7 protein-coding genes and 1 pseudogene are annotated in these 17,005 nt (G+C 72.3%); 5 read left to right on the plus strand and 3 right to left on the minus strand.

The genetic code is table 11. The annotated features are described in order from the left end of the window. Positions 1-56 precede the first annotated feature (56 nt). From ACPXCB_RS11155 to ACPXCB_RS11165, 3 genes are read left to right on the plus strand one after another with little or no spacing between them, the layout of a single operon-like run. The gene (locus tag ACPXCB_RS11155) at positions 57-1,301 is read left to right on the plus strand and encodes an aspartate aminotransferase family protein (protein WP_425874581.1); all 1,245 of its coding nucleotides are present in this window, start codon (positions 57-59) and stop codon (positions 1,299-1,301) included. After that, on the plus strand, positions 1,298-2,323 hold the full coding sequence (locus ACPXCB_RS11160; RefSeq protein WP_425874583.1) for an SDR family oxidoreductase: 1,026 nt from the start codon (positions 1,298-1,300) through the stop codon (positions 2,321-2,323). Before ACPXCB_RS11155 ends, ACPXCB_RS11160 begins: the two co-directional genes overlap by 4 nt. Positions 2,324-2,354: 31 nt before the next feature. Further along, entirely contained in the window at positions 2,355-2,825 is a 471-nt protein-coding gene (locus ACPXCB_RS11165; RefSeq protein ID WP_425874584.1) for a type II toxin-antitoxin system RatA family toxin, read from the plus strand. Between the two features lie 73 nt (positions 2,826-2,898). Here the strand turns inward: ACPXCB_RS11165 and ACPXCB_RS11170 are convergent. Continuing rightward, positions 2,899-8,490: pseudogene (locus ACPXCB_RS11170) on the minus strand (SDR family NAD(P)-dependent oxidoreductase); the annotation flags it as partial. A 209-nt stretch (positions 8,491-8,699) separates the two neighbouring features. Here ACPXCB_RS11170 and ACPXCB_RS11175 point away from each other — a divergent pair. Beyond that, complete coding sequence (locus ACPXCB_RS11175) at positions 8,700-10,343, plus strand: fatty acyl-AMP ligase (RefSeq protein WP_425874586.1); 1,644 nt, start codon at positions 8,700-8,702, stop codon at positions 10,341-10,343. A gap of 23 nt (positions 10,344-10,366) precedes the next feature. Continuing rightward, complete coding sequence (locus ACPXCB_RS11180) at positions 10,367-12,769, plus strand: hypothetical protein (protein ID WP_425874587.1); 2,403 nt, start codon at positions 10,367-10,369, stop codon at positions 12,767-12,769. Between the two features lie 84 nt (positions 12,770-12,853). On the opposite strand, the gene ACPXCB_RS11185 is transcribed toward ACPXCB_RS11180, so the two are convergent. Both ACPXCB_RS11185 and ACPXCB_RS11190 read right to left on the minus strand, forming a co-directional pair. Then, the gene (locus ACPXCB_RS11185) at positions 12,854-15,007 is read right to left on the minus strand and encodes an MMPL family transporter (protein WP_425874589.1); all 2,154 of its coding nucleotides are present in this window, start codon (positions 15,005-15,007) and stop codon (positions 12,854-12,856) included. Between the two features lie 91 nt (positions 15,008-15,098). Then, on the minus strand, positions 15,099-16,886 hold the full coding sequence (locus ACPXCB_RS11190; RefSeq protein ID WP_425874591.1) for a class I adenylate-forming enzyme family protein: 1,788 nt from the start codon (positions 16,884-16,886) through the stop codon (positions 15,099-15,101). Positions 16,887-17,005: the final 119 nt, after the last annotated feature.

Here is a 17,005-nt window from a genome sequence, read left to right on the forward strand (position 1 = left end):
TCGGCTGTCCTGAGTAGACCATTGTCCGGCGGGTGTCGTTCGGGCAAACTTCCGCCGTGTCCTCCAGTGTCTTCGAGATCTACCGCCGTCATCTCGGCGAAGGGCTGGGGCGGGTCGCCGCCATGCTCCACACCCCACTGGAGGTCGGCGCCACGGGGACCGTGGTGCACACCGGGGACGGTCGTCAACTGCTGAACTGCGCCGGCTACGGCGTGTTCTTCGTCGGTGCCGGCAATCCGGTCGTGCTCGCGGCGGTGCGCGACCAGCTCGAACGGCAGGCGTTGTCCACCCGGGTGCTGCTGAACGAGCCCGCCGCCCGGGCCGCCGAGGCGTTGGTCTCGGTGGCACCGGAGGGCCTGGTCAAGGTGCACTTCTCCAACTCCGGTGCCGAGGCGGTCGAGACCGCGATCAAGATCGCCCGGGCGAACGGGCGGCACCGACTGGTCTCCATGCACAGCGGATACCACGGCAAGACGGTCGGCGCGCTGTCGCTCACCGCGCGGTCGCTCTACCAGGATCCGTTCCGCCCGCTACTGCCCGAGGTCACCCACGTCAGGTTCGGCGACCTGGACGAACTGGCCGCCGTCGTCGACCGGGATGTCTGCGTGGTCGTCGAACCGGTGCAGAGCGAGGGCGGGGTGATCATCCCTGAGCCCGGCTATCTCAAGGCGGTCGAGGCGCTGTGCCACGATCGGGGGGCGATGCTCGTCCTGGACGAGGTGATGACCGGTCTGGGACGGCTCGGGACCTGGTGGGCAGCGGACCGCGAAGGCGTACGACCCGATGTCCTGCTGGTCGGCAAGGCGCTCAGCGGCGGGCTGGTGCCGGTCGCGGCGACCCTGGCGACCGCGGAGGCGTTCGCCCCCTTCGACAAGGACCCCTACCTGCACACGTCCACCTTCTCCGCGAACCCCCTCGCCATGGCCGCCGTCCGCGCGACGGTCGAGGTGATCAGGGATGAGAAGCTGGTGGAGCGGGCCGCCGATCTGGGTGCGCGGCTGCTCGCGGCGATCACCGGGGCGGTGCGCCCGATCGGGCATCTGGTGGCCGACGTACGCGGCGCCGGGCTGCTCATCGGGGTGGAGTTCCGCTCCGCCATGCACGCCGCGGAGTTCCTGATGGACCTGCTCGACAACGACGTGGTCGTCAACCACTCGATGAACGCGCACCCGGTGCTGCGGCTGACCCCACCCGCGACGATGACCCCCGACGAGGAGACGCGGCTGGTCGCCTCGTTCGAACGGGCCTGCGCCGGCCTGGCCGCGCGTTTCCCCACCACCGGAAGCGACGTGCCCGCATGACGCGGCGTACCGTCCTGGTCACCGGGGCCAGCGGCGTCGTGGGCACCGCCCTCCTGGCCGAGCTCTCCGGGTACGACGTGCTCGCCGCCGCCTACCGACGCCTGCCGGGCGGCTCGAACCGGGTGGTCAGGCTGGACCTGCACGCCCCCTTGCTCGGGCTCGACCGCCGCGCCTACCGCGAGTTGTGCGCCGAGGTCGACGCGGTGGTCCACACGGCCGCCATCGTCAACTTCTCCGCCGACCAGGCGGAGGTGAACCGGCTCAACATCGAGGGCCTCGGCCGGGTCGTCGAGTTCGCCGCCGAGGCAGACGCGCCCCTGGTCCACGTCAGCACCGCCTACGTGTCCCGGTACGGCCGCGAAGGCGGCGGCGGCAGGCTGGGCACCGAGAAGGCGGCCGCCCGGACCGACGAGTACGTCACGTCGAAGTACCTCGGCGAGCAGCTGGTCCGCGACAGCGGCATCGACGCGGTGATCGTCCGGCCGGCGATCGTCATCGGCGACTCCCGTACCGGCGTCATCCGCCAGCACCAGGGAGTGCACCAGCTCGCCGAGTACCTGGTGACGGGCGACCTGCCCTTCGTCCCGGCGCATCCCGGCACGTTCTTCGACCTCGTCCCGCAGGACATGGTCGCGCAGGCGATCCGCGCGGTGCTCGACGCCGATCTGCGCAAGGGCGACTACTGGCTGACCGCCGGACCGGCCGGCATCCCCGTGGAGCGCTACCTCGACCTGGTGACGGAGACCGCCCGCGAGTGCGGCATGGACGTGCCCGATGGCCGGATCGCGGACCCGTCCATCGTGGATCGGCTGGTCCGGCCGGCATTCGCGGACGTCCTTCCCCCCGAGGACCTGGCCCGGCTGGACGGCGTGGTGGCCGTCTGCGGGCTCGTCATCATCCCCGAACTGCTGCCGACGTCGTTCGGCACGATTCCCGGCGGACCGGACGCGATGACCCCGGCGCAGGCCGAGGACGCGTGGCGGGTCAGCCTGCGTCAACTGATCCGGGGGTTGCGGCAGTGATCCTCAACCCGAGCTGAGGAGGTCACCCGCGATGGAGTGTTCCGTCATCGTGCACGCACTGCTGCCCAGGGCAGAGGCCAAGGAGTCGTTCGACCGGCTGGCCGACTTCGCGGCGTATCCGGAGTTCACCGACACCGTACGGACGGTCGGGGTGACCCGGGTCAGCCCGACCGAGGTGGAGTCGATGTGGGAGGTGAACTTCCGCCGAGGCATCCTCGTCTGGACCGAACGCGACGAGATCGACCCGGTCAACCGGCGCATCGACTTCGCACAGACCAAGGGCGACTTCGCGACGTTCACCGGCTCCTGGCTGGTCGTCGAGGCCGACGAGGCGGTGCGGGTCGAGTTCGAGAGCCGGTTCGATCTGGGCATCGCCTCCCTGGCGAGCCTGATCGACCCGGTGGCGTGCGCGGCGATGCGCGACTCGATCCGCAACATCCTGCTCGGGCTGTTCGGCTCCGACACCGAGGTCACCGTGGTGGAGGCCGCCCCGGTCGGCTGAACGACCCGCGGGCCGTCTCCCAGCCGCCGAAGCGGCTGGGAGACGGGCCGCGTCGCTGCGGCCGGCACGCGGCCTAGTCGAGCAGGTCGAAGAAGTCGTCCTTCGTCGCGTCGACCTTGTCCGACTCGGTGTCGACCAGCGACAGCAGTTGGTTCAGGGCGTCGGCGAGCCGTTTGCGCGCCACGGCGTCCATCGTCAGGTTGGCCAGGCTGGACTCCAGCCGGGTCAACTCCTCCAGCACCCCGATCGGGGTGGACGCCTGCTCGGGTAGCAGCTCACCGCGCAGGTAGCCGACGAGTTCCCGCACGTTCGGGTAGTCCAGCACCAGGGTCGCCGGCAGCGTCAGCCCGGTCGCGGCGGCGAGCCGGTTGCGCAGCTCGACCGCCGTCAGCGAGTCGAATCCGAGTTCGGGCAGGCTCCGGGTGCCGTCCAGGTCGGCGGCGGAGGTGTGGCCGAGCACCAGGGCTGCCTCGGCGAGCACCAGCTCACGCAGCACCCGGTCCTGTTCGGCGGGAGCGAGCCTGGGCAGCGTCCCGGCGAGGCCCGTGCCGGCGGCCCGCGGGCCGCCGGGTACCGGGTCGACCGACGCGGTGGCCGGCGACGCCAGGCCGGCGTCGTGCGCGTCGGCCAGGCGGTCGGTGGCCATCAGGTCGTGCAGCACCGGCGGCACCGACCCCCGGTCGTGCCCGTCGAGCAGGGCGCTGTCCACGTCGACGAGGACCGGCGCCGCGGCGTCCGAGTCGAGCGCCCGATCCAGCAGGGCCAGTCCGCGTGCCGGCGACAACGGTGTCAGCCCGATCCCGCGCATGCGGCGCAGGCCGGTGGCGCTGACCTGCCCGGCCATCCCGTCCGGCAGCTCCCACAGGCCCCACGCCAGCGACTGCCCGGGCAGCCCCTGCGCGCGCCGCTGCTCGGCGAGGGCGTCGAGGTAGGCGTTGGCGGCGGCGTACCCCGCCTGACCGGGCGAGCCGAGCAGGCCGGCGGCGGAGGAGAAGAGGATGAACGCGGCCAGGTCGCAGCCCCGGGTCTGCTCGTGCAACTGCCGGGCACCGTCCGCCTTCGCCCGCAGCACCGCGGCCACCCGCTGCGGGGTCTGCGACTCGACGACCCCGTCGTCCAGCACACCGGCCAGGTGCAGCACGGCGGTGAGCGGATGCTCGGCGGGGACGGACCTCAGCAGATCGGTCAGGGCCGCCGGGTCAGCGACGTCGCAGGCCACGACGCGCACCGACTCCGCGCCGAGCGCGGACAGCTCGCCGACCAGCTCGGCGGCGCCGGGGGCGTCGGCCCCACGCCGGGACACGAGCACCAGGTGCCGCGCCCCACGCCGCTCGACGAGGTGCCGTGCCACGAGGCGGCCGATGGCGCCGGTCGCCCCGGTGACGAGGACGGTGCCCTGCGGAGCCCACGACCGCGCTCCGGCACCGGTGACGGCCGGGGAACCGGCGGGGGCCCCGGTCTCCGGGCCGTGGCCGGCGGCGGCCGACGGGCGCAGCCGAGGCACCAGCAGCTCGCCGGCGCGGACGGCGACCTGCGGTTCTGCGGCGGCGCCGGCCGCGGCGAGCGCCTGCCGCGACGCCTGGTCGTCGTCCAGGTCGATCAACACGAGCCGGTCGGGGTGCTCGGACTGCGCCGAGCGCAGCAGCCCCCACGCCGCCGCGTGAGCCAGATCCCGGCACTGGTCCCCGACGGCCCCCCGGGTCACCACCGCCAACCGGGCGGCACCGTACCGCGGGTCGGCCAACCAGCGGTGTGCCAGGTCGAGCGCGGCGGAGACGGTGGGGTGCGGGTCGTCACCGCCCGGCGGCAGTTCGGTGAAGAGGAGGTCGGGAACCTGGTCGCTGGCCGTCGACTCGCCGAGCCACACCACCGGCCCCTCGGAGCGGGCCGCGGCGGCCGACACCCAGCGCAGCTCGTACCCGCCATCCGACCCGGACGGCCCGAGGGCGAGCCGGTCGGGGGCGATCGGCCGCAGCGCGACGTGCCGCACCGAGGCGACCGGCGCACCGGACTGGTCGGCGAGGACGACGTCGACACCGTCGCCGTCGCGGGTCAGCCGGACCCGCAGCGCCGTGGCACCTCGGCCGTGCACCTGCAGGCCGGCCCAGGAGAACGGCAGCGCGATCCCGTCGTCCGCGCTGGCGTCGCCGAGCAGGCCGAGGGCGTGCAGCGAAGCGTCGAGCAGCGCCGGGTGCAGCAGGAAATCCTCGGTGCCGCCGGCGGCGTCGGCCGGCAGCGTCACGTCGGCGAAGATCTCGTCGCCCCGCTTCCACGCCCGACCGACGCCCCGGAACACCGGGCCGTAGTCGTAGCCACTGGCGCGCAGACGGTCGTAGAAGCCCTCCGTGTCCAGCGGCGCCGCGCCCGGCGGCGGCCACAACTTCAACCGGGTGGCGTCGCTGGTCCGCACCGGGGCGACCGTTCCCGTCGCGTACGGCGTCCACGCTCCGCCGGGTGGGCACGCGTGGATCGTCAGCGGGCGGGTCGGGTCGCCGTCGGTCCCGGCGACGACCACCCGGGTCTGCACGGCGCCGGCCTCGGGTAGCACCAGCGGCGCCTGCAACAGGAGCTCCACCACCTCGGGGCAGCCGGCGTCCGCACCCGCGCGCGCCGCCAGCTCCGCCAGCAGCGCCCCCGGTACGACGACCGCCCCGCCCACCCGGTGCTGGGCGAGCCACGGTTGGGCGGCGACCGACAGTTCGCCGGTCGACACTGCGGCGCCCGGCGTCTCGACCGGCTCCCCGGGCAGCGGCCGGGCCGCCGGGGTCAACCAGTACCGCCGCTGCTGGAACGGATAGGTGGGCAGCTCCGCCGGCGGGACGTCCCCACCGACCAGCGCGGGCCAGTCGACGTCCACGCCGCCGACGAACAGGCGGGCCACGGCGTCCCAGGCGGAGTCCCGCTCGTCGCGCCCGTCGCGCAGCAGCGGCACGGCGATCGTCGGGTCACCCGTGTCGGCAGCGTCCAGGTCGCCGACGCAGTCGAGGACCATGGCCGACAGCACGCCGCCGGGCCCGACCTCCAGGAACCGGCTCACCCCCTGCTCGCGCAGCCGGCGCACGCTCTGCGCGAACCGCACCGGTTGCCGCGCGTGCCGGCTCCAGTGCCCCGGTGTGATCATGTCCACCGGCAGGCCGGTCTCGTTGGAGACCAGGGGGATCTCCGGCGTCCGGTGGGTGAGGTCCGCCTCCAGCTTCGCCAGGTCCGCGAGCATCGGCTCCATCAACGGGGAGTGGAACGCGTGGCTGACGCGTAGCCGGGAGGTCCTGCGGCCCCGGGCGGCGAACGCGTCGACGACGGTCTGCACCGCGTCGCGCGGGCCGGCGATGACGACCGACGTCGGGCCGTTGACGGCGGCGAGCCCGACCTGCGCCGCGGGGTCGGCGATCAGCGGCTCGACCTCCTGCCCGGTGGCCTGGATCGCGGCCATCGCGCCGCCGGCGGGCAGCGCCTGCATCAGCCGTCCGCGGGCGACGACCAGGCGGGCGGCGTCGTCCAGCGACAGCGCTCCGGCCACGTGGGCGGCGGTAATCTCCCCGATCGAGTGGCCGAGGACGAAGTCCGGCCGGACGCCCCAGTGTCGCAGCAGCCGGTACAGCGCCACCTCCACGGCGAACAGCGCCGGCTGGGTGTGTTCGGTCTGGTCCAGCAGGTCGGGGTCGCCGTCGATGACCGCGCGGATCGGACGGTCCAGGTGCCGGTCCAGTGCGGCGCAGACCTCGTCCAGGGCCGCGGCGAAGCGCGGTTCGGCGGCGGCGAGTTCCCGCCCCATCCCCGGTCGCTGCGATCCCTGTCCGGGGAAGACCAGTGCCAGCCTGCCCTCGCCCGCCGTGCCGGTGACCACGGCCGGGGTGTCCTGGCCGGCGGCGAGCACCGCGAGGGCGGCGCGGTCGAGGACGACGGCGCGCTGTTCGAACGCCGTACGCCGGGCTGCCGCGACCGCCGCCGCGCGGGCCGGCAGGTCGGGGTAAGCGTCGAGGAAGGCATCGAGGCGGCGGGCATGCGCGCGCAGCGCCGGGACGGTCCGCGCGGAGAGCACCAGCGGCGCCGGCACGGCCGCGTCGTCGGTGACGGCGGCGGGCTCGTCCTGCGGCGCCTCCTCGACGATGACGTGCGCGTTGGTGCCGCTGATCCCGAACGACGACACCGCCGCGCGGCGCGGCCGGGCGCCGGCCGGCCAGGGCTGCTCGTCGGTGAGCAGCCGCAGCGGGCCGGCGGACCAGTCAACGTAAGGAGTGGGTTCGTCGACGTGCAGGGTGCGGGGCAGCCGCCCGTGCCGCAGCGCCGACACCATCTTGATGACACCGGCCACGCCGGCTGCCGCCTGGGTGTGTCCGATGTTCGACTTGACCGATCCGAGCCAGAGCGGGCGCTGCCGGCCGGGGCCGTACGCGGCGCTCAACGCCTGAGCCTCGATCGGGTCGCCCAGCCGGGTGCCGGTGCCGTGTGCCTCCACCACGTCCACGTCGTGGGCGTCAAGTCCCGCGTCGGCGAGCGCGTCGGCGATGAGGCGCTGCTGGGAGGGGCCGTTGGGCGCGGTGAGGCCGTTGGACGCCCCGTCGGAGTTGACCGCGCTGCCCCGCAGGACCGCCAGTACGCGCCGGCCGTGGCGGCGTGCGTCGGCGAGCCGTTCGAGGACCAGCACACCGGCGCCCTCGGCCCACCCGGTGCCGTCGGCGGACGCGGCGAACGACCGGCACCGCCCGTCCGGGGAGAGGCCGCGCTGGCGGCTGAACTCGGTGAACACCAGCGGCGTCCCGATCACGGTGACCCCGCCGGCCAGGGCGAGGTCGCACTCGCCGCTACGCAGCGAGCGGGCCGCCAGATGCAGCGCGACCAGCGACGACGAGCAGGCGGTGTCGACCGACAGCGAGGGCCCTTCCAGGCCCAGCGTGTACGACACGCGGCCGGAGACGATGCTTGACGCGTTGCCGGGCATCAGGAAGCCGGCGACCTCCGGCGGGACGCCGCCGAGGCGCGGGGCGTAGTCGCTGGCGATGACGCCGGTGTACACGCCGGTGCGGCTTCCGCGCAGCTTGCGGGGATCCACGCTGGCACGTTCCAAAGCCTCCCAGGAGATCTCCAGCATCAGCCGCTGCTGCGGGTCGGTGGCCAACGCCTCACGGGGCGACAGACCGAAGAACCCGGCGTCGAAGTCGCCGGCGTCGTAGAGGAATCCCCCGTGCCGGGCGTAGGTGGAGCCGGGGTGGTCGGGGTCGGGATGGAACACCTGCGGGTCCCAGCCCCGATCGGTCGGGAACGGGCCGACGCCGTCACGGCCGTCGGCCAGGAAGCTCCAGAAGTCCTCGGGGGTGGCCGCTCCGCCGGGGAAGCGGCAGGCCATCGCCACGATGGCGATGGGCTCTGGTTCACCCGACTGGGTGGCCCCCGACTCACCCGCCCGCGTGCCGGCCGTGCTGCGGTGCCCCGGTCCCGGGCCCACGTCCGGACCGTCGACCTGTGCAGCCAGGTATTCGGCCAGGGCCTGCGGGTTGGGATAGTCGAAGGCGAGGGTGCCGGACAGTTGAAGCCCACTCGCCTCGGACAGCCGGTCGGCCAGTTCGAGCGCAGTCAGGGAGTCGAAACCCAGGTCCGCGAAGGCGCCGTCCGGAGTGACGTCAACCCGCGGTCGACTGAGCACCTCGGCCGCCTGGGTGCGTACGACATCCAACCACCACTGCGTCCTGGAGTCACCCATTCAGGCGGCCGCCTTCCGGATCATCATCGTCAGCGCCGCGGTCGACTACCGGGCAGCGGTCATCCTTCATCGGTCATGGTCGCGGGCACAATCGCCCGTACGGACTCCACAAAGGATCTATGGTCTTTGCCGATCGGTCTGTCTAGGCTGGCCCGCATGATTCTGGCGAGACTGAGGTGAGCCGTTTCGTCGACGCCGTGGTCGACACCGCCGGGCGGTCCCCGGGCGGCATGGTCACCGGCGCCCCCACGAACCCGGTGCGGCGCAGCTGGGGGCAGTTGCACGAGGCGGCCCGGCGTACGGCGGCGGCACTGGTCGCGGGCGGGCTGGCCCCCGGCCAGGCCGTCGCGGTCCTGGCCGGCGACCCGGGAGAGGTCGCGCGGGTCGTCCAGGGCACGTGGCTGGCCGGCGGCAGCGTGACCATGCTGCACCAGCCGACCCCGCGGACCGACCTGTCGGTCTGGCGCGACGACACGCTGCGTGTGCTGCGCATGATCGACGCGCGTCTGGTGCTGGTGGGCGCCCCGTTCGAGGCGATGGCCGGCGTGCTGCGGGAGCGGGGCATCCCCCACCTGATGATCGGCGACCTGGACAGCGACCGGGAGTTCACCGTCGTGCCCGCCGCCGAGGACGACCCCGCGCTGCTGCAGTTGACCAGCGGCTCGACCGCCGAGCCGAAGGCGGTGCGGATAACCCACCGCAACATCCACGCCAACCTCGTCGACACCGCGGCCCACCTCGAGTGCGGCGACAAGGACGTGCTGGTCAGCTGGCTGCCGCTCTTCCACGACATGGGCATGGTCGGCTGCCTGCTGCTGCCCATGTTCACCGGCATCGACCTGGTGATGGTCACGCCCGCGGAGTTCCTCGCCCGCCCGATGGTGTGGGCGGAACTGATGAGCCGCTACGGCGGCACGATCACTGCCGCGCCGAACTTCGCGTACGCGATCCTGACCCGGCAGCTCGCCCGCGCCGACGCCGGTTCGCTCGACCTGTCCCGGTTGAAGGCCCTGTGCAACGGCGCGGAGCCGATCGACCCGTCGACGGTGGAGGCGTTCGTCGGGGCCGGCGCACGGTTCGGCCTGCGGCCCGAGGCGGTGAACTGCTGCTACGGCGCGGCGGAGAGCGCCCTGGTCATCTCGCTGTCGGCGCTGTCGGAGCCGATGATCCTCGACACCATCGACGCCCTGGAGCTGGAGAAGAACCGGCGGGCGGTACCGGCGGGCGACGACCACCCGAGCGGCGTACGCCGGCTGCCTGTGCTCGGCGCCGCCCACCCGAGCGTCGCCGTGCGGGTCGTCGACGACTCCGGCGCCGAGCTGGGCGACCGCGAGGTCGGCCGGTTGCAGCTGCGCGGTGACTCGGTGACCCGCGGCTACCTCACCGAGGACGGCCCGGCCCCCGCCCTCGACGACGACGGCTGGTTGGACATCGGCGACGAGGGCTACCTGGTCGACGGCCGGATCGTGGTCTGCGGCCGCCGCAAGGACGTCATCATCATGGGCGGTCGCAACATCTACCCCACCGACATCGAACGCGCGGCCGCCGGCGTCGACGACGTCCGGGACGGCAACGTCGCGGCGGTGCGGCTCATGGCCGGCGACTCGGTGGCGCGGGAGTCGTTCGCGGTGCTGGTCGAGTCACGCCTGGCCGGCGATGCGACCGCCGAGAAGGCGCTGTCCGACGCCATCACCAACCGGGTCATCGCCGACGTCGACGCCCGTCCGGCCCAGATCGTGGTGCTGCCGCCGGGCACCCTTCCGAAGACGCCGTCGGGCAAGCTGCGCCGTGCGGCGGCCCACTCACTCATTCCTCGTTGACCGTCGTCCCCCGGAGGACATCTGTGCGCTCCCTCGATCAGGCCCGTGCCCTCTGCGAGTCGTACCTGCCGGGGCTGCTCGACGGGTTGTCGAAGATCCCGTTCGAGCAGCGGGAAGCCGCCGGGGCCACCACGCTGCCGGTGTTCCGGGCCAGCGGCGGCCCGAGCCTGGTCATCCCGAAGGAGTACGGCGGGCTCGGCGCGTCCCCGTTGGACGCGGTACGGGTCACCCGCGCGATCGGCGCCCACGCGCCGTCGCTGGCGGTCGCGACCACGATGCACCACTTCTCCGTGGCGACGCTGTTCACCTTCGCCGAGAGCATCAAGAACTCGGGCATGGAGTGGGCCCTACTGGAGGCGATCACCAGCCGCAACCTGCTGGTCTCCTCGGGCTTCGCCGAGGGCCGCCCGGCCCAGGGGATCCTCTCCCCCTCGATGACGGCGACGCCGGTGGACGGCGGCTACCGGATCAACGGGTCGAAGAAGCCGTGCAGCCTGAGCCACTCGATGGACCTGCTGACGGCCAGCGTGGCGGTGCCCGCACCGGGCGGCGGCCAGCAGACGGCCTTCCTGCTCATGCCGGCCACGCTGCGGGGCATCACCCGGCACCCGTTCTGGGGCAGCAGCGTGCTTGCCGGCGCGGAGAGCGACGAGGTCCGGCTGACCGACGTGTTCATCGAGGAGGAGCTGGTCATCCCGACCGAGAACGGCCCGGACGGGATGCTCGACGACCTGCAGACGGTCGGGTTCATCTGGTTCGAGCTGCTCATCACCGCGTCGTACCTGGGCATGGCCAGCGCGCTCGTCGAACGCGCGTTGGCCGATCGGCGCGGCGCGGTCACCGACCGCGCCGCCCTGGGCACCCGCGTGGAGACGGCGACGCAGTTGCTGGAGGGCGCGGCCCGCGCGATGCAGGCCGGCGACACGGACAACGACGCGCTGGCCCGTTGTCTGATGGCCCGCTACGGCGCACAGGACGCCATCACCGACGCCGCCCGCCACGCGGTCGAGATGCTCGGGGGGATGTCCTTCATCCGCTCCCCCGAGGTGGCCTACCTGGTCGCGGCCTGCCAGTGCGTCGCGTTCCACCCGCCGTCGCGGGCCAGCGTCGCGGCGCCGCTCGTCGACTTCCTCGACGGCACCGGCCCGTTCGTGATGAACGACAGCGCCCCGGCACCGGCCGGGCAGCCGCCAGCGGCGGCACCTCAGGCACCGGTTGCCCCACAGTCACCGGTCGCGCCGCAGCCACCGACGGCGCCGCAGCCACCAGTCGCGCCGACGGCGCCGCCGCCGTCCGTGGTCGCGCCGGCCGGCGCACCCGTCCCCGGTCCCACGATCGAACCGGCCCCCACCCCGGCCCCTGCTCGAGCCGCCGACGCGGCACCGGTCACCGTGCCCGCCCCGCGCCCGCAGCCGGCCGTCACCTACAGTCCCCAGCCCGCCGCCCCCCGCTCCGGCGAGCGGTCGGGGACGACGGCGGACGACGCCGCCGACTGGGACCAGGCGTCCACCCTGTTCGACGGCGCGGAGGGCATCCGGCTGACCGCACGCGACTGCGACCTGCGGTACTGGTTCGCCAACGTCCCGCAGCGCACGCTGCGCGGAAACATCCTCGGCTACTCGCCGGAGCTGGTGACCCCGGACTTCCTGCACGAGCCGGGCCCGCTGCGCGACGCGCTGATCCAGGAGGTCGCGTTCCGGGCGCTGGCCGAGGAGCGGGCGGCCCGCGCGATCGGCTACATCGTGGCGTGCGCGCCGGACTCCACGACCGCCGAGTTCTACGCCACCCAGCTGATGGACGAGACCCGGCACGCGATGATCTTCCGGAACCACCTGCGAAACCTCGGCATCGACGAGCGGGACGTCGCCGCCGTCATCGCCCGGGAAACCGCGCACGACAGGGCGGTCATCCTCGATCCGTTGGAGGAGTACGGCCTGCCGATCGTGCGCGATCGACAGGACTTCCTCGGCGGCGTGGTGCTGCTGACGATCCTGGTCGAAGGGTTCCTCGCCCCGTCGTTCGAACTCAGCGAACGCAAGTGGCGGCCGCTCGATCCGCGCATGGCGGACATGGAGAAGGGCGCCGCCATCGACGAGGTGCGCCACCTGGCCGTCGGCACTGCGATCATCCGGGAGCACGTGCAGCGGCACCCCGACGACAAGGAACGCCTCGTCGCGCTCATCCGCGACGGCATGCGTCTGTGGGAGCAGTTGCCGGTGTCCGACCAGCTCACCCGCTGGGAGAACTGGTTCCAGGAGGGAATCGCCCCGCACCTGGACGCCATCGGCGACTACGAGGTGTGGGACGGGCGGCGGCTGGTCGACACCACGCCCGAGGAGCGCCTCCAGAAGGCCGTCGAGGTCACGAGTATCGTGCACTCCACCCGACTCACCGACATGGGCCTCGGCCGGGCGTTGATCTACTGACCTGCGACCCCGTGGCCTGGGGGCTGTCCCCCAGGCCAGGTCGCGCCTCACCACGGGCAGTGACCTCCCACCGGTGCGGTGGCTCTACACGGTCGTACGCTCCGCGTCCAGGCCGGCGTTCTCGCCGCGGATCCCCCACCGGCTGTAGAGCGGTCGCAGCGGCCCGGGCACCCACCAGTTGAGCCGGCCGAGCAGCCGCATCGTGGCCGGCATCAGCAGCGCCCGGACGATGGTGGCGTCGACGATGACGGCGAGGGCGAGCCCGATGCCGATGATCTTCACGACCAGCACGCTCGCGGTCGCGAACGACCCGATCACCACCACCAGCAGCAGGGCCGCGCTGGTGATGATCCGGCCGGACCGCTGCAACCCGACCGCCACCGCCTCGGTGTTGTCACCGCTGAGGTCGTAGTGCTCGCGGATGCGCGAGAGCAGGAACACCTCGTAGTCCATCGACAGTCCGAAGGCAACGGCGAAGATCAAGATGGGTTGCACCACGTCGATGTTGCCGGTGGAGGTGAACCGCAGCAGCCCGGCGAGATTACCGTCCTGGAAGACCCACACCAGGGCGCCGAATGCCGCGGTCAAGCTCAGCACGTTCATCAGGATGGCCTTGACCGGCAGCACCAGTGAGCCGAACGAGAGGAACAAGAGTACGAACGTGGTGACCACGACGAGCAGCGCCATCCACGGCAGTCGCTGCCCGAGCATGTCCATCAGGTCGGCGAACCCGGCGGCGTCACCACCGACCAGCACCGTGCCGGCGGGCGGCGGATCGACGCCGCGCACCGCGTCCACCAGTTCCCGTCCCTGCTCCGAGATCGGTTCGGCGTCGAACCGAACGGTGACCCGCGCGGTGTCGCCGGCCAGACCGCTGACCTCCGCCTGCCGTACGCCGGGCAGCGCGGCCACCCGCTGCACGTACGCGGCGATCTCCTCCCGGGCGGGAGAAGCGGTCACCGGGCCGTCCAGCGTGACGATGGCTTCGATCGGCCGGGTGACACTGTCCGGGAAGGACCGCTCGACGGCCTCCTGGACCTGCCGGCTCTCCGCCGAGGCGGGCAGCACCCGCGTGTCCAGCCAACCGTAGGAGATGCGCAGGAACGGCAGGCCGAGAATCACCAGCACGGCGATGACCACGCCCCCGATGAGTACGGGTCGGCGCATCACCGTCCGCGCGATCCGCGCCCACGCTCCGGAGTTCGGATCGGTGTCGACCGGCCTGCGGCGACGCTCCCGCAACCGCAGCCCGAACAGGGCCAGCATCGCCGCCATCACGGTCATCGCGAAGAACCCCGCCAGCAGCACCGCGACGACCCCACCGACGGCGATGGAGCGGAGGAACACCTGTGGGAAGACGGCCAGACTGGCCAGCGCGAGCGCGACGGTCACCGCGGACACGACGATGGTCCGGCCCGCGGTGACCATGGTCCGCCGCAACGCCGCCGGGACGGGGTGGCCAGCGCCGATCTCCTCGCGGAACCGGCTGACCATGAACAGGCTGTAGTCCACGGCCAGCCCGAGACCGAGCAGCGTGACCACGTTGACCGCGAAGATCGAGATATCGGTGAACTGTGCCAGCAGCCGCAGCCCGGCCAACGAACCCACGATCGCCAGCACCCCGACCACGACCGGCAGCAGCGCCGCCAGCAGGTTCCGGAAGATGAACACCAGCAGCAGGAACAGGATCGGCAACGCCAGCGCCTCGGCGCGGGTCAGGTCGGCCTTGCTCTGGCTGTTGACGTCGTCGATCAGCGCCAGCGGTCCCCCGACGGTGACGTCGAGGTCCGTGCTGGTCAGGCTCTCCTTGATGGCCAGGTAGTTGGTGAGGCGGTCGTTCTCGGTGGCACCGGCGATCTGCACCGCCGCGAACGTCTCGCGCCGGTCGGTGCTGACCAGGGCGGGAACACCTGCTCGCCAGTAGTCAGTCACGCCCTCGATCCGGTCTGCCGGCAGCCTGTCCAGCACGCGCCGGGCGGCGTCGGCGTACGCGGGGTCCTCCACCGTCCAGCGGTCGCTGGCGAACAGCACCACGACGTCGGCGTCGTTGCGTCCGAGCGCCTTGCGTTCGACCTCGTCGGCGCGGGAGCTCTCACTGGACGCGTAGGTGAATCCGCCGACGGCAAGGTCGCCGAAGGCGCCGGTTCCGTAACCGCCCGCGGCGACCAGGAACACTGCGGCGGCGGCGATCACCCACCAGCGGGCCCGGTGCGCGAACCGGCCGAGGAGATCCAACATCGCAGTTACCCTTCGCTCGACCGCGTGGTCCGGAACGACGCGGCGCCGGCACACTCAGGACCGGCGCCGCGTCGGCGTGATCAGAGGACGGTCAGGTCCAACGCCCGATGCCGATCGCCTGGGAACCGGAGAGCAGCTTCTCCCGGAGCGCGACCCGGCGGATCTTCCATGTGCCAGTTCGCGGAAATTCGTCCCACTTTATCCGGATCGGCGGAGCCATCGGGCTCAGGTCGGCGACCGCCCGCTCCCAGTCGGCCTTGTCCAACGGAACATCGTCCGCGGTGCTGACCACGGGTACCGGCAGGTCACCGGCGACCGGAAGGATGATGACCTCGGTGGTGTAGTCGATCCGGTCGAGAATCAGGTCCTCGAACTCGATCGCGCTACCGCCGGGGATCTGGTCGATCTCCCGGTCCACGATCCGCACGGCGCCCCACTTGTTGATGATTCCGAGGTCGCCGGTGTTCCACCAGCTGCCGTTGCACTTCAGGTCGTGCCGGTCCTGCTCGCCCACGTAGGCGAGGCACCGGCCCGGCTGGTCGATCTCGATCAGGCCGACCTGCCCGCGTGGGACCTCTGTGCCAGTGTCCGGGTCCACCGCCCGCATCTTGGCATGGAACGGGATGGGCCAGCCGATCAGCTGCGTCGGCGGCGGCCGGTGCCCCCTGCGGCGCACGACGAAGCGGAAGAACGGCCGGATGCACAGCGCCCCGTTCTCGCTCTGGCTCCACGACTGGACCCAGATCGGGAACCGGCGCTTGGTGGCGGCCATGAAGGTGCGGATCGTCCGCGTGTGGATCGCGTCGAACGAGTTGACGTACTCCCGCACGTTGCTGAACAGGCCGGCGGGGTCGCGGGTCAGCGGCTCCCAGGCGAGGTAGATGTTCGGCAGCGCCTCCACGAGTGTCGGTTTGTGCTCGGCCAGCAACTCCCGAACCTTCGGCGAGAGCGGGTCGGACAGGTAGAGCACCCTCGGGCCGACCGCGGCCATCGCGAGTTGCATGGTGGTGAGCCGCTCGTGCGTGTAGGGGTCGCAGAACGCCACCGTGTCACTGCGCCGGAGCCCGAACCTGGGCCACCGCTCGGTCTCCACGATCGCCATCGCGTAGACCGACTCGGCGGAGTGCATCACCAGCTTGGGGATGCCGGTGGTGCCGGAGGTGTGCGTGATGACCACCGGCTCCTTGAACTCGCGCATGTTCGGCTGGACCGGCGGCGCGTCCTTGAAGTCGTCCAGGCGCAGCACATCCGGCCGGTCCGCGACCGCGTCGACGCTGATCGTCCGTACGGTGAGCTCGGCCACCACCTCGGGAGTGATGCCGCACTTGTCGAGGTGCTTCTGGTCGGTCAGCAGGAACGGCCGTTCCAGCCGCTTCAGCATCGGAATCATTTCCTCCGGCCCGTAGGAGCCGGAGAACATGCAGGGAATGGCGCCGATCCGGGCGATGGCGCAGCCGAGAACGACGATGTCCAGGTGGTTCTGCTTGAGGATCGCCACCCGGTCCCACGGGCGCACGCCCGCCTTGTGCAGCCAGGCCGCGGCGCGGTCGACGAGTTCCGCCCACTGCGTGTAGGTGCGGGCCTCGGCTCCGCCGGGGTCGATGTCCGGCGGGCGATCGACGATGACCAGCTCGTCCGGGGCGGTCTTCGCCGCCACGTGCCAGGTCTCACCCATCTTGGAGTGCTTGGGTACGCGCGAGAAAGGGCTCAGCCGACGGCGCCACCGAGTGGGTGTGAACTCGGTGAGGAACCGCGGAATGGGCCGCTGCGGCTCGACGGCGTCGCCGGTGACTGTCGAATCGGCGGGTAAGGCCACGAGCGCGTCCTCCTGATCTGGAAGCTTCGGAAGGTCAGCTGATGACGAACGGTCATCGGCCATCCAATTGGCCGGTAACAATATCGACGTTGTTCGGCGCGGACCAGGTCTGGGCGGGCGGAGATCCGACCACGAACGCCTCCGAACTCCGGACCGTCCGACCAGTGTGGACGGATTGACGA

This window comes from Micromonospora sp. DT62 (genome assembly GCF_049847285.1).
Taxonomy (GTDB): Bacteria; Actinomycetota; Actinomycetes; order Mycobacteriales; family Micromonosporaceae; genus Micromonospora; species Micromonospora reichwaldensis.